Origin of the sequence: Halomarina halobia (assembly GCF_029338575.1) — an archaeon.
Classification (GTDB): domain Archaea; phylum Halobacteriota; class Halobacteria; order Halobacteriales; family Haloarculaceae; genus Halomarina; species Halomarina halobia.
This window is the reverse complement of sequence record NZ_CP119993.1, coordinates 1,043,485-1,057,782: the sequence shown is the minus strand read 5'-3', so window position 1 is coordinate 1,057,782 and position 14,298 is coordinate 1,043,485. Positions and strand designations below refer to the sequence as shown.

The window sequence follows — 14,298 nt, the reverse complement described above, 5'->3', positions numbered from 1 at the left end:
TGAGAAACACGGAGGGTAGCGTATGACAGAAAGGGTCGAACGGACGGGTGGTCGCCAGGTGCAGGCCGTACAGATATCCTGCGACATCCTCCAGGCGCTACGAGAACTGGACGGGGGCGGTGTCACCGAACTCGCAACACACCTCGACGTCTCGAAAGCCGCCGTACACGGTCACCTCTCGACGCTGTACCGCAACGAGTTCGTCGTGAAAGAAGGCGACACGTACCACGTAAGCCTCCGATTCGTCGACTTCGGTGAGTTCGCCAAGAACAGCATCCCGATCTACGAGATCGCACGCGAGGAGACCGACGCGCTCGCCGACCAGACAGGCGAGGTCGCACAGCTCATGGTCGAAGAGCACGGCCGTGGGGTCTACCTCCACAAGGCAGTCGGCGACAAAGCCATCAAGACTCGGTCGTACGCGGGTGAACGGAAGTACCTCCACTGTACCGCACTCGGTAAATCGATTCTCGCTCATCTTCCCATGGAACATGTCGACGAGATCGTCGAACACCACGGCCTTCCGAAGCAGACAGATCGAACGATCAGTACTCGAGACGAGTTGAAGACTGAACTCGAACAGGTCCGAGAACGGGGTGTCTCGTTCGACGACGAAGAGATCCTTCAGGGCCTCCGTTGTGTGGCCGCGCCCGTGATCGGTCACGACGACACCTTGTACGGAGCGATCAGCGTCTCCGGACCGACGAGTCGTATGAAGGGCGAACGGTTCACCGAAGAGCTCCCCGAACTGGTCAAGGGGGCAGCGAACGTTATCCAGGTGAACACGACTCAATTGTAGGGAGACCAGCGCTTCCTCAATAGAAGCTCTTCGCATACATTGGCGTTTACGACTCGAGAACAGAAGAGAGGGCAACGCAGCGAGACACGGGTCGGTGAGAGACATCAGAGCACTGCTGATGTCGCCCAACAGACCATCCCATCGGCTGAAGACGTACGCCTGACATGCCACCAATGACGGGATTCGTTCACCAACGCGTCTCAAGTATCCTGTTGAGGCGCTCTCCGAGCAGGACGTGCAGCGGAAGAACAAAATCCTATAACAATTGTATAATTGTTATTCCCGAAGTGGCGGTGGCTCGTTACAGTAGAACGACATTGTGTTGGAGGCAGCCGATCGAGAACAACGCCGTCGTTTCGCTACGCTAGTGCTTTGTATTCTGCCATGCTCCGAACCTATATAACCGGCGCGAAGGCCAGAAGTTCCGAATACGAGGGTGTCGTGCATGGATTGGGGGCAATCGGCCGGGTGAGCACATGCTAGCCAATGCACGAGCAGCAGGGTACTATCCACTGCGACGTACCCGGGTACGATGCTCGCCATAGGATCAGCGTCCACATCCGCTCCTGCCTCCGCAGCTGACCTCGCCACACAGGTACGAGAGCACTTCGACGCTGGAGTACTCCCGTTCGCCGTGGTCGCCGACACTGACATTCCCGTGACGACAGCCGACGATCGGTATCCTGCCTGGCATTCTGACGCACATCCCTTCGATGCGATCGTCAACGCCCCTGTTCATCAAACAGCTACGCGGGTTCAGTTACGCCCGACTGCATCGAGCGTTGGTCGCGCAACCCGATCACGCGGCGGCGTTCGGCTTCGATCCGGATCGGATTCCGCATCGATCAGTGTTCTCACAAGTGTGGCAATATCGCCTCACCGACGAGGGCCGAACCCCCTGACTGAGAGTGCAGAGCAAATTATCGCTGAGACGCATCCGCTGGCACGGCAATAGCCGTCTCTCGCCGATGCCAAGCCACGAGCGTCTGCCGCTCCTGATCAACCGGTCGGAAACGGGTCCGCGGCGGAGAGCGATCTGATCACGACGCCGCCCCTCACAGCCGTGACGACACAGCTCCGCAAGCACGTTGTTGCGCACTTCGAGACTGAAAGCGCCGCTAACGCACGATATCTGAATACGGCATTCTATGAAGTTCAGAACTACATGAGGCCGCCGAACAAGGAACCACCCTGTTTGCTGATCAGAAGACATGTGAAGGAGGCGCGCTAGGTACTGATACTCATCTCCACACGATTAAACGGTTTGCTGGGGACGAAGGTGGGTGACAAGCACGCGTGAGCGTAGCGGGTTGCCACGCGAACGGCCGTGGGCGAGACGGTCGCATCCACACCTGTGCTAGTGCCCGTCGAAAAGGGGATAACCCGGAGCGAAATCGTCCGCACTCTCGTTTCGACTGCCCAGGAATACCTCTAGATCCAAACGGTACTGGTTGCCAGTGAATTCGCCTCAATTGTGTAATTTACGCGGAAAACGAACTGAACAGCGAGGATCTGATCAAATAACTGCACAAGCGCTGTGAGCAGCGCTTCAGCAACCGACTGAACGACGAGGTTGCGACCAAGCGGGACACGAAACACATAATCAGGACGAGACAGGTCACATCGGTTACGAGCGGTACAATATATTAAAAGTAATAACTTAGATAGAGGACCACTACATCAAAAAATGGGCGTGCATGGTATCGAGGTAGGGACTTAGTCGAATATCGAAACATACCCGACATACGTGACATTAATTGTTTTAAGCCCATATATTTCGATATTGGTTGGATATTTCAACAGAATCATAGAACCTATATACATACTGCTACACCAGGCAACTACCTCATCCTATTGGCTACGCGCAGTGAGGATTGTCTTCGCAGGTAGCGAGATACCGCACCCCGAGTGAACAAACGAGCGGTAGTACGCACGCTAGACAGATAATGCCCTCTCTGGAGGCAGCAGAGGCTGGAGAGTCCAACAGGAAACCGCAGGTCGCACGGAAACGACGCGGTTCCACCTGCACCGACTTCTTCATCGAGTCGATGCCGACTACTGTGGCGGCCATATCCCACCACATATTCGCGTTTTCCGTCGAATTCGTCGAGGTCTGCTGAACGACGCGCCGATGCAGTCGCTGGCACGTCGTCCCCCGCTTCTATCGGTGGTTCGTGTAGCGTTTCTTCCAGCTGTGTCGGCCGCTTTCGCTGGGTTTTCGCGGCCGACCTCTTCGGCACTCGTCGTAGAGAGCTGACTCAAGCGGCTCAAAGAGGAACAACTTGAGTCAGCTAGAGTTCGTCCGGTCCTGATTTCACATCATTTAGCGAGTTCTGTTCGCGAGATACTGCTTTGTACGGTGTTGCCGCCGTCCGGCCCTGTACCAGCTTCTCTGCTTCAACCTCGTCGAGTGCCAGTTGGAGTTCTCTGACAGGAACCTGGGTAATACGATTCACTAAACTCATATTTATCGGGTAGATAATTTTAATGTTTTCTACAGACCATGCTGTGTACTGACATACTCTTTATCGACCGTGTAGAGCACTCGATGAATGAACACCGGTTGAAGAGGCGCTGCACCAGACATCGTCATAACAATCGTAATTGTGTTACGGAGCTGGATCCGTCCGTGGACTGCCAACCGTGGTCCACCTGATATCGCGAAATGTGTCGATGAGAGGGTGAACAGTCCGTTAGTGAGGTATGCTATCGGGCTCAGATCCATTTATCAACTTGGGGTAGCACTTCCCCCAACTACTGTAATTTACGGTGCTGGATCGATTTCGAAGGCGCGATGTACCGATCATTACTCCTCTCTTTGATGCACGAATCATACTCGAGACCCTTGTAGCCCCTCCTATCCAGAAACCTAGTCCCAACCTAACCGTCATGCGGAAACAACCACCGGAACCGTCTGGTATAGACATCGTTTCAAGCACCGAAGGTGAAAGCGTAACGCATCGGACGGATAGAGGAGCACCCCCTTCGAGCTACAAGAGCGTTCCACGTAGTAAAACCGATTACTGAGTTTTTTGCGTCTGCCGATTTCACCCTCACAATCCTCTGAAGCTATCTTTCAAACGTCATATTAGTTCGGTTGTCGACTTATTTCGGCCGGGAGTTCGACCGAACACTCACGAATAGCGAATCTCGAGCTCGACCACGTTCGCCGCGTTCTTGACGAGTTCGGGGATCTCCTTTCTGAACCGTTCGTTTTTCATCCTACTCGTGGGAGCAGCGACCGAGATCGCGCCTAGAACCCTCTCGTTGTGCGTTATGATCGGCGCCGCAACCGTTCGTAGTCCCTTGACGCGCTCTTCGTCGTCGAACGCGATTCCCTCCGCCCGAATCGTTTCGAACTCTTCGAACAGCGTCTCGCGGTCGGTAATCGTGTTCGGCGTCATTGCCGGCAGGCCGAAACGGTCGAGGATCCACTTGACGCGCTGTTCTGGGGTGTATGCGAGGATCGCCTTTCCCAACGCGAAGGTGTGGAGATACACGCGCATCCCCGTTCGAGTATCCGTGCGAACAGCGTTCTCGCCCGCGGTGATGAAGAGAAAAACGCCCTGTCCGTACTCCTCCGTACTGATCCCAGAGAGTTCGCCCGTCTCCTGAGCGAGCTTTAGCACCTCTGGCTTTGCCTTTTGAAAGAGCACGTGCCGGGAGCGCGCGCTCTCTCCAAGCTCCAGATACCGCAGCCCCAGACGGTACGAATCACCAGTTCTCACGACGAATTCTTCCTCTTCGAGCGTCTTCAGGTGATTGAACACGGTCGTCTTTGGAATCCCGAGATGCTCTGCGAGCTCTGTGATGGTCGCATCCTGCAGTTCTCTGAGACCTTTCGTAATCTGCAGTGAGGTCTGTACCGATCGAATCGGCCATTTATTCTCGGTCATGGGGTTTGATCACGTTCCTCACAGTAAAATCTATTCCTCGTAGAGCTACACGTCCGGGAGAATACGCGCAGTCGGTCGTCGACTCTCCGTCTGCAGAGCGGCAGACGGCTGTCGCGTTCAGGTACCTCAACCGCCTCCCTCGGAAGGACACGCCTGAAGGGACGGGTACACGGTTAACTGTTATATTGTCACACGTTACCAGTCCACTCAGTGAAACAGAGTTGGTCGTTCGGCTTCGACAGACGGGGAAGATTCCTCACAGATATCGCACCAATTCGACGAGTAATGCTTACGTCTTCCGCCTCCCGAACCGACGATTCGTCCGCTCTCGTCAGGGATTTCCCTCGAGCAGAGCCCCGGCCACAGTACGACGGCCATCTAGAAACCACGAAAAATCATGGACAATCGTTTCACTTTGTGGAACGATCCAAAGACGAGGGCACTCGGCGGAAAACGAGAGGATGGATCGAGTGATCGTGGTCAGTGATAGCCCGGTAGAGCGCGCGACCGCCCGCTATCCGGACTCGGCGGTCAAGCGCGACCAACGCGACCGCTGCACGTCACGCAAGGAGACGGTCGCACGGTGAACGCGACCTCGGTGAGGAGTGCCCGGTAACGGGTGATTCCGAGCAGAAAACTTGATAATCGCGGACAGAGAGTCCGACACATGGTAGACATTGTCGACCTCGCCCAGCCGATCTACTCGGGCCACCCCGTGTATCATACCCATCAGAAAACCCAGATCTGGACCGACACCTCTCACGAGGACACGGCTCACGTGTTCTCACGGGAACTCGGTCACGAACCGCCGTTCACATTCGAAACGAACGCACTGTTGCTGTGCGACCACGGGCCGACACACGTCGACGCTCCCCGGCACTACAGACCCGACGGCGCATCCGTCGATCAGTTGTCGCTCGAACGCTTCTACACGCCCGGAAAGGCGATCGACGTCTCTCACCGAGAGCCGGGGGAGTACATCTCGGTCGCGGATCTCGAGACGGCGTGCGAACGGGCGAACGTCACCCCGAACGACGGCGACACCCTGCTCATCCGGACTGGTCACTACGACGATACCTATCCGACACGGGCGTACTCCGAGAATTACCCCGGACTGAGTGCCGATGCGACGCAGTGGATCATCGACAACGGGGTCACGAACTTCGGCGTCGATCAGCCAAGCCCTGACACCCCGGACGACCTGACGTACCCCTGCCACACGCTGTGCAAGGAGTACGACCTCCCGCACGTCGAGAACTTGCGCAACCTCGATCGGATCGTCGGCGTCGACTTCACGTTCGTCGGCTTTCCACTCGCGATCCGTGACGGGACCGGGTCGCCGATACGTCCGGTCGCGCTCGTCGAGGAGTGACTCGCTCGAATGTGGGGACAGTCCCTCAGAACAGGGTCCAGGCCCGGCTCAACGAGACGAGGCCGACGAGCACGTACGTCGCGATCATCGCCTTCGCGATCGTCGGCTCGGAGAGACGGCTATTGAAAAACGCCCCTACCTGGCCGCCGACTAGTACGACCGGCGCGATAATCCCCGCGACATACCACGGAACCACCACCTCTTGCCCCGAGAATACGCCGAACTGAACCACGCCGAGGTTCGTGAGCGTCGCGGCGAGGAGCGTGAGATAGAGCACGAGAGTGCTCGTCCCGACGGAGAACTGCATCGGAACGCCGTTTTTCGCGTTCAGAATGGTGTTCGAGACCTCCCCCACCGAGAAGCCGACGAGTCCCGCGAATAGGCCCGAAACCCTGAACGCGATCGCATCGAACGCCGATATCCGGATGGCTACCGCCGAACTCCCGGCAGAGGCCGCGCGACGTGTCGACCCCCACCGCGTAGAGTGAGCGACGGCAACGACGACTGCCAGCACCAATACGAACACAGCGAATAGCGCTAGGAGCCACGAGGAGGGTACCAGAAACGAGATCAATCGCGCGAACACGGCGAACGGAATCGTGAGGACGAGTATCGCTCTCGCGGTCTGCCAGTCGATCTGCCCCCGATACCAGTACCCGCTGACGGCGCTCGTCTGGCCAAAGACCATGATGACGAGCGTGAGGCCGACAGCGCCGTTCGTAGTAAGGGTGGGAAAGCTAGGAACGAGCCGGGGAAAGACGACGAGGATGATCGGGACAAAGAGCGCAGCGCTCTCGATCGCGAGCGCGGTGGCGAGTACACACACCGAAAAGGAGACTAGGACGATACAGAGCAGGTCCCAGACAGCAAAACCGAAGAGCATGGCTGTCCGTTGGACGGTCGACGCTTGAATATTTCGCCCCCTGAACCGTAGTCGTAGTCCGACTGGACTGGTTGCACGTTTCGATCGTCGAGGCGCCGTAGCGAAGTCGTCCGTGTCGCCTCCGGAGTGGAGAGATGAACCACACCGACGACCACCGGTGCCTGAACGGAGTAGGGGATAACAATCGAACGGTGCCAACGTGTCCTCGTGACGTGCGGCGACCGTGCGTACGAGATCGTTTTGAAAAATCAGTCGAACCGTTCGTCCCCAGGGTCTTAATAGTACTTTTCGGGATACGGGTGTTCGAAGTCGTTCTTGAGGATGTGGCGGACCAGATTCGCGGACGTTCGGTCCGCGGGATCGTCACCGATCTGCTGGTAGCGCACGATACCGTCGGTATCGACGATGACGGTCGACGGGACAGGGATCTCTCCGTGCTTGCTGTTGTCCTCCGTGTCGGTGTACTGTCTCGTGACCTCGAGGTCCTCGTCCGAGAGGAGTTGAAGGGTGAGCTCGAACCGGTCGCGCATCTCGACGAGGTCCGGCACCGTACTGCTGCTGATCGGGAGGATGTCCACGTTCAGATGCCGCCACAGGTCGTAGTTGAGGTGGCTGAACGTCCGGAGGTGTTCCTGGCAGTACGAACACCAGTAGCCGCGGAAGAAGACGATCACAGTCGGACCATTACTCAGCGTGTCCGATAACGTCACCGTCTTTCCGGACGTACTTTCGAGTTCGAAATCAGGTGCTTGCTGGCCTACTAAGCTCATACGGTCAAGGATCACAGTGAGCGTATAAATACGTTCCCATCAATCAATTGGCTATCAATTCGTGGGCGACTGCGCTGGACGTTCTGCCTGATCATCAGTTAAAGTTATGTGTCTATAATATTGTATAGTGGACGAGGGTATCACATGTCAGGTCATGAACTAGCATACGGACTCATAGTCGCTGGATACTTGGTGATAATCCTGGCGATCGCACTGTACGTGGGAAAGAAATGGATAGGCGACGAGAGCGACTTCATGGTCGCCGGTCGGGAGATGGGGGCCGTGATCACGAGCGCGAGTCTGGTCGCGATCATCCTCTCCGGGGGGTTCGTTCCCACAGTCGTACTCATGGGGTTCCTCTTCGGGATCGGTGGGGCCTGGTTCCTGTGGGGTTGGGTCGTGGGAATGGCGCTCGTGATGGCCACCTGGGCCGGTTTCTGGCGCTACACCGGCGGATACACGCCCGCGGAATACTTTGAGTACCAGTACGGTGTGAGCGGCAGGCTCTCGGTGCTCGTCGCCACGATGGTGTTCGGCATCATCGCCGGCGCGTTCCAGTACGTCGGCGCGGGTGCGCTGGTGGCCGGTGCCTTCGGCACCGACACGACCGTCACGATAATCGTGATCGGCGGTACGATCACGATCTACGCCCTCCTGGCCGGGATGTGGGGCATCTCCATCACCGATTTCATCCAGGCGATCTGGGTCGTTACGGCGGTGTTCATCGCAGTTCCGGTCTACCTGTTCGTGAACCACGGATTGCCGACGGTGGGCGAAAATATCACGCCCGAGATGCTCTCGTTCCCGTTCGGGTCGATGGAAGTCTTCGGCCTGGCTGGTGGAACGGTCATCACGTTCGTCTGGCTGAACATCCTGCTCGCGAACTCGGCGCACTACTGGATGCGGGCGAGCGCCGCGCGAAACGAACGAACCGTCAGACGAGGCTGGATGCTCTCGATCGTCATCGTGGGGTTCTGTGGCCTCATGGGTGCGGTATTGGGCCTCTGGGCCCGTATGCTCGTTGCGCCCGACGACCCCGCACAGGCGTTCGGGTTACTGCTCGCCCAGGAAACGCCGGTGTGGCTGGGCGCACTCGCTGTCAGCGGCGTGATCGCGGCCACGATGAGCACCGCGGACATGATGTACCAGATGGTGGCGAACACGGTCACCCGCGACTTCTTCCAGCGGTTCACCGGTATTAACTCGCGAAGGGAGCTCCTGCGGTACAGCCGTATCACCATCCTCGGCATGGGCGTGCTGACGATCTTCCTCGCGACGTCGTATCCCGGCTCGCTTCCACAGATGATCGCGTTCGCACTCTCGATGGGTGGGCCGCTGTTCGTCCTCTCGATGGACTCTTGGCTCACCAGATTCGGCACGAAAGAGGGCACCGTGATCATGATCGCTGCGGTGATCGTCGCGATCTTCTACTGGGAGTTCTTCAGCCCTATCAACGCCCAGATTCAGACGCTCTGGATCTCCGGTGCCGTGAGTCTCGTCACGTTCTACAGTGTGAGCGCCCTCGTCCGCATTACTGGCTCTTGGTGGGGCAAATCGACCGAATCGCTTTCGACCACCACTACGCCCAAAGGAGGCGACTAGTATGTCAACGAACGCAACAACACAACAGTCGGACGAACTCTCAGAGATCGATCTCACGATATTGACCGCGGTCAACAAAGGATTCCGCTACGTGGCGGACATCCTCGACTACTGCGGCCCCCAGCTGGACCAGGAGGGACAGGGGTGGGACTGTTCGACCTATATGCTCCGAATCGATCGGTTGATCGATCTGGACTACCTGCGACGAAACGGAAATCGCTTCAACGGCTTCCTCGAAATAACCCTCACCGAGCGGGGACGATCGGCCGTGCCGCCCCTCTCCGAGGAGGAGACGAGCCTGCTGGGGGAGTACGGAATCTCTATCGAGGCGTTGAACGTCCTCAAAGCGGTCATCGAGTACGAGGAGGAACACGGTACGTTTCCGTCGACGAACCAGCTCATCGAGCGGACCGAGTTCAGCGACTCGTGTTACCAGTGTACAGCCCTGTTCAACCGGATAGTCGACGCCGGACTGGCCGTCGAGAGAGGGATCCTCCGGTATAAGATCGAACCGACCGACGAGGGGCGAAAGCTGGTCGCGAACCGTGAGTGAGCGGACCTCCATTCCCGAACCGCTTCTCAACCGTCGGGGGGTAGCGCGGGAACTCCGGTGGAACGAAGCTGCGGGGGCCCCTCAATCCACTATCCGCCGTAGGCTGATGCCGGTGAACGGTACAACGCCAGGAGGATTCAATACACCGACGATCGAAGAGTGCACAGGGGAGTGTTAAACGGCTGCTCAGTAAGCCGGAGCGACAACCCACAACCATGATAGACGACACGATGGACGATTCAGATGGCATGATCGGGGAGGAAGTCGATCGACAGGAGGATCCGCGGTTGATCACTGGCACGGCGACGTATATCGACGACATAGCGCGACCACGGATGGTTCACGCAGCAATTCTCCGCAGTCAATTCGCCCACGCTCGTATCAACAGCATCGATACGAGCGAAGCCGAGCGTCACCCGAAGGTCCTCGCCGTCTACACGGCGACAGACCTGGAGAACGCGGGTGTGGGAAGCATTCCCTACATCTATCGGGTACCGAACATCGCCGACACCGACCACGCGGTCCTCGCGCGTGAGAAGGCGAGATACCAGGGAAAACCGATCGCAGTGGTCGTCGCGGAGGACCGGTACGCCGCGCACCACGCGACTGATCTCATCAGCGTGGATTACGAACGGCTCGAGGCAGTCATCGACCCGACGGAGGCGATCGCGGAGAGCGCACCCTCGATCCACGAGCGCGCGGAGAACAACGTCGCCTTCACTTGGGAGACGGGCGATAAGCAACGAACGGCTGAGGCATTTGCGGACGCAGACCGGACGTTCAGCTTCGAGTTCGAAAATCAGCGAATCGTCCCGAACGCGCTGGACCCGCGGGGGGCAGTAGCCGAGTATAGCTCCGTCACGCAGGAGTTGACGGTTCACCTGCCCAGTCAATTTCCGTTCACCCATCAGGAGGCGATGGCCCAGGTACTCGACCACCCGAAGCGCAAGATACGCATAATCACCCCGGACGTCGGCGGTGGATTCGGGAGCAAGACGATGTACTACCCGGGAGAGACGCTGACTGCGTTCTGTGCCATGCAGCTCGAACGTCCGGTTAAGTGGATCGAAACCCGCACCGAGGCGTTTCAGGCCGACGAACACGGTCGAGGACAGGTCATCGAAGCCGACGTTGCGGTACGCGACGGACGGATCTCCGGCCTGTCCGTCACCACGTACGCGGGGATCGGTGGTGATCTCTCGTCGAAGGGGGTCGTGGGAGCCGCGACGACGTTCGGGCCGCTTCTCTCGGGCCAGTACACGATCCCGGAGATCTACTTCGAGAGTTTCGGCGTGTTCACCAACGCAACCCCGACAGCGCCATACCGGGGGGTGGGGCGAGCCGAGGCCGCATTTACGATCGAGCGTGTGATGGAGCTGGTCGCCCGCGAACTCGACGAGGATCCGGTCGAGTTTCGCCGTTCGCAGTTCATCCCGCCCGAGGCGTTTCCGTACGAGACGCCGCTCGGAAGTACGTACGACAGCGGCGACTACGAAGGGACCCTGGAGAAAGCGCTCGAGATGGTCGACTACGACGAGTTCCGCGAGCGCCAGGCGGAGCTACGCACCCGTGGCAGGTACGTCGGAATCGGCTTCTCGTGTTTCATCGAGCCCGGCGGCTTCGCGCCCACGAACGCCTCGAAATTGCTCGGGGTGGATCTCCCCGAGTCGACGATCAGATCCAGCTTCTGGGAGAGCGGCGTCGTCCGCGTCCACGAAACCGGTGAAGTGATCGCCTACTGTGGCACCGCGAGCCACGGCCAGGGGAGCGAGACCACTCACGCACAGGTCGTCGCCGATACACTCGGCGTGGATGTCGAGCAGGTCGCGGTGACGGAGGGTAAGGACACGAAAGACGGCCCGGCCGGGAGTGGAAGTTTCGGCAGCCGCGCGGCCGTCATGGGTGGGAGCGCGCTCGTCAAGAGCGCGGAGAAGGTCGTCGAGAAGTGCCGCCGGATCGCAGCCCACCGCTTCGACGTACCACTCGAGGACGTCTCCTTCGACCGCGGGCGCTGCGTCGTTCGGGGTGAGCCCGACCGTTCGCTGACGCTGGCGGAGATCGCGGTGATCGCACACCTCGCGACCGACCTCCCGGAGGGGATGGAGCCCGGCCTGGAGGCGACCTCGTACTTCGATCCGGACGGCATGACGTGGTCGTTCGGGACCCACGTCGCCATCGTCGAGGTCGATCCCCAAACCGGGGACGTCGACTTCGAACGCTACGTCGCGGTCGACGATTGCGGTACGCAGATCAATCCGAAGATCGTCGATGGACAGATCCACGGGGGGGTCGCACAGGGTATCGGGGCCGCGCTGTACGAAGGGGCAGTCTACGACGACAACGGAACCCTCGTGAACGGTTCGTTTCAGGACTACACGCTCCCGAAGATCGAGCACGTTCCGCAACTTGAGTTGGCGAGCACCGTCACCCCCTCGCCGCTGAATCCGTTGGGCGTGAAGGGGGTCGGCGAAGCGGGCACGATCGGCGCACCGCCGGCGGTCGTGAACGCAGTCACCGACGCATTGCGTCCCTTCGGTATCGATCACCTGGAGATGCCGCTCACGCCGGAGAAGGTGTGGCGAGCAGTGCGGGACGCGACCGACGACTAGGGAGCGTCCGCGTCCTCGGACGCTCGCAGAGTCGGCTCCGGGCTGTGGTAAACAGCCTGCTCAACGGGGTCGTGGCACTCACCAAAGAAACCGTTTCACTGATCGTCGATTACGCGTCTGGCCAGCGCTCGATGTAGATCGACTTGTCGGTGTAGAAGTGAATCATGTCCTCGCCCTGCGCGTGGAGATCACCGAAGAACGAGTTCTTCCGACCGCCGAAGTGAAAGAACGCCATCGGAGCCGCCGTGCCGACGTTGATCCCTAGATTACCGATATCGGCTTGGTGGCGGAACGTCCTCGCGTCCGCGCCGCTCCCCGTGAAGAGACTGGCCGCGTTGCCGAAGCGGGTTCCGTTCAGAAACTCGATCGCCTCGTCGATATCCGCAGCCGGCATGAGGCCGAGAACCGGACCGAATATCTCCTCCTGCGCGAGGACCGTCTCGGGCCCGACGTCACCGAAGACGGTGGGGCCGAGGAAGTTCCCCTCCTCGTAGCCCTCGACGCTGAGACCCCGGCCGTCGAGGAGCAGCTCCGCCCCTTCGGAGATCCCCGTCGCGATGAACTCTCGAACGGCGTCCACGTGATCGGGCGCGATGAGGGCGCCGATATCCACGCCGTCTTCGAGCCCATAGCCGACCGTCAGTTGCCTCGCCTGCGCGAGGAGTTCCTCCGCGAATTCGTCGTAGACCGACTCTTCGACGACCGCGATGTCCGTCGCGAGACACCGCTCTCCGCCGCAGGCGAAGCACGACGAGAGTGTCTGCTCGGCGGCGAATTGGATGTCTGCGGTCTCAGTAACGATGAGGTAGTTCTTCGCGCCGCCCTGGGCCTGCACCCGCTTGCCATTCTTGGCCGCGGTCTCGTAGACGTGTCGCGCGACCGGCGTGCTGCCGACGAACGAGATTCCGGCGATGCCCTCGTGTTCGAGCAGTGCGGTCACGGTCTCCGGCCCACCGTTCACCAACTGCACGACACCGTCCGGCAGGCTAGTCTCTCCGATCAGCTCGACGAGTCGGGACGCGACGAGCGGGACCTTTTCGCTCGGCTTGAGGACGAAGCAGTTCCCCGTCGCGACGGCGTAGGGAAGGAACCACAGTGGGATCATACCTGGGAAGTTGAAGGGAGTGATCGCGGCAAAGACGCCGAGCGGCTTCCTGACGGCGCTTTCGTCGATGCCCGGGGCAGCGTTGAGCAGTGACCCGGACTGGAGCATCGTGGGGATCCCGCAGGCGACCTCGACGTTCTCGATACCACGGCGCAGCTCTCCCCTCGCCTCGGTCCTGGTCTTCCCGTGGTCGCGAACGAGGAATTCGGTCAGTTCTTCGAGGTTCTCCTCAAGCAGCCCCTTCAGCTCGAACATCGGTTGGATACGCTCGACGACCGGTGTGGATCGCCACTCCTCGAACGCCTTCCGCCCTTCCGTGACCGCCTCGTCGACGTCGGCGACGGAACTGAACTGCGTGTACGCTAATCGTTCGCCTGTTGCGGGGTTGACGACGTCCTGCCCGGACTCGCCAGTCGGCGCCTTCCACCGTCCGCCGACGTGATTTTGGATTTCACCGCTCTTCGAACGAGATCTCGACTCTGCCATACGCGAACAGAACGCACTCACCGGCTATTAAAGGTTCGCGTCGGCGCGTAGATCCGCCATCGTAATGGCTTCTGTTCGCTACCCACGGCGAAGTGCGGACTCAGTCGTCCCTCGATCGACGCGTCGAGGACCCCTGTATGTAATAACACGCTCCCCGAACAGATCGAGACGGGTCGCGTCCGTCCGATCTGCGGACACCGAGCGGATACGGAGCACAAAGATT

The 14,298-nt window shown here is 59.4% G+C and carries 9 protein-coding genes; 5 read left to right on the top strand and 4 right to left on the bottom strand.

Translation table 11 applies throughout. The features are described 5' to 3' along the window. Positions 1–22: 22 nt before the first annotated feature. Positions 23–799 (top strand): IclR family transcriptional regulator, encoded by a 777-nt coding sequence (locus P1K31_RS20360; RefSeq protein ID WP_276306177.1) that lies wholly within the window; start codon positions 23–25, stop codon positions 797–799. A 3,134-nt stretch (positions 800–3,933) separates the two neighbouring features. On the opposite strand, the gene P1K31_RS20355 is transcribed toward P1K31_RS20360, so the two are convergent. Next, positions 3,934–4,695, bottom strand: a complete 762-nt coding sequence (locus tag P1K31_RS20355) for an IclR family transcriptional regulator (protein ID WP_276306176.1) — start codon at positions 4,693–4,695, stop codon at positions 3,934–3,936. Between the two features lie 667 nt (positions 4,696–5,362). On the opposite strand from P1K31_RS20355, the gene P1K31_RS20350 reads away from it, so the two are divergent. Continuing rightward, a complete protein-coding gene (locus P1K31_RS20350; RefSeq protein WP_276306175.1) occupies positions 5,363–6,067 on the top strand; it encodes a cyclase family protein in 705 nt (234 codons plus the stop codon). Between the two features lie 25 nt (positions 6,068–6,092). Here the strand turns inward: P1K31_RS20350 and P1K31_RS20345 are convergent, their stop codons facing one another. Both P1K31_RS20345 and P1K31_RS20340 read right to left on the bottom strand, forming a co-directional pair. Further along, the gene (locus tag P1K31_RS20345) at positions 6,093–6,950 is read right to left on the bottom strand and encodes a sulfite exporter TauE/SafE family protein (protein WP_276306174.1); all 858 of its coding nucleotides are present in this window, start codon (positions 6,948–6,950) and stop codon (positions 6,093–6,095) included. Positions 6,951–7,225: 275 nt separating this feature from the next. Further along, entirely contained in the window at positions 7,226–7,720 is a 495-nt protein-coding gene (locus P1K31_RS20340) for a peroxiredoxin family protein (protein ID WP_276306173.1), read from the bottom strand. Positions 7,721–7,864: 144 nt separating this feature from the next. Here P1K31_RS20340 and P1K31_RS20335 point away from each other — a divergent pair, with 144 nt between their 5' ends. The 3 genes from P1K31_RS20335 (at position 7,865) to P1K31_RS20325 (ending at position 12,484) form a co-directional block, all read left to right on the top strand. After that, positions 7,865–9,322 (top strand): sodium:solute symporter family protein, encoded by a 1,458-nt coding sequence (locus P1K31_RS20335; RefSeq protein ID WP_276306172.1) that lies wholly within the window; start codon positions 7,865–7,867, stop codon positions 9,320–9,322. A gap of 1 nt (position 9,323) precedes the next feature. After that, positions 9,324–9,875 carry a hypothetical protein gene (locus P1K31_RS20330; RefSeq protein ID WP_276306171.1) on the top strand — a complete coding sequence of 184 codons (552 nt, stop codon included), beginning with the start codon at positions 9,324–9,326 and terminating at the stop codon, positions 9,873–9,875. A 215-nt stretch (positions 9,876–10,090) separates the two neighbouring features. Continuing rightward, positions 10,091–12,484, top strand: coding sequence for a xanthine dehydrogenase family protein molybdopterin-binding subunit (locus P1K31_RS20325; RefSeq protein ID WP_276306170.1), 2,394 nt, complete (start codon positions 10,091–10,093; stop codon positions 12,482–12,484). Positions 12,485–12,593: 109 nt separating this feature from the next. Here P1K31_RS20325 and mmsA read toward each other — a convergent pair whose 3' ends face one another. After that, entirely contained in the window at positions 12,594–14,075 is a 1,482-nt protein-coding gene (gene mmsA, locus P1K31_RS20320; RefSeq protein WP_276306169.1) for a CoA-acylating methylmalonate-semialdehyde dehydrogenase, read from the bottom strand. Positions 14,076–14,298: the final 223 nt, after the last annotated feature.

Coding starts and splice junctions, on each gene's coding strand:
- P1K31_RS20360 (WP_276306177.1), top strand. CDS start 23: ATGACAGAAAGGGTCGAACGGACGGGTGGTCGCCAGGTGCAGGCCGTA.
- P1K31_RS20355 (WP_276306176.1), bottom strand. CDS start 4,695: ATGACCGAGAATAAATGGCCGATTCGATCGGTACAGACCTCACTGCAG.
- P1K31_RS20350 (WP_276306175.1), top strand. CDS start 5,363: ATGGTAGACATTGTCGACCTCGCCCAGCCGATCTACTCGGGCCACCCC.
- P1K31_RS20345 (WP_276306174.1), bottom strand. CDS start 6,950: ATGCTCTTCGGTTTTGCTGTCTGGGACCTGCTCTGTATCGTCCTAGTC.
- P1K31_RS20340 (WP_276306173.1), bottom strand. CDS start 7,720: ATGAGCTTAGTAGGCCAGCAAGCACCTGATTTCGAACTCGAAAGTACG.
- P1K31_RS20335 (WP_276306172.1), top strand. CDS start 7,865: ATGTCAGGTCATGAACTAGCATACGGACTCATAGTCGCTGGATACTTG.
- P1K31_RS20330 (WP_276306171.1), top strand. CDS start 9,324: ATGTCAACGAACGCAACAACACAACAGTCGGACGAACTCTCAGAGATC.
- P1K31_RS20325 (WP_276306170.1), top strand. CDS start 10,091: ATGATAGACGACACGATGGACGATTCAGATGGCATGATCGGGGAGGAA.
- mmsA (WP_276306169.1), bottom strand. CDS start 14,075: ATGGCAGAGTCGAGATCTCGTTCGAAGAGCGGTGAAATCCAAAATCAC.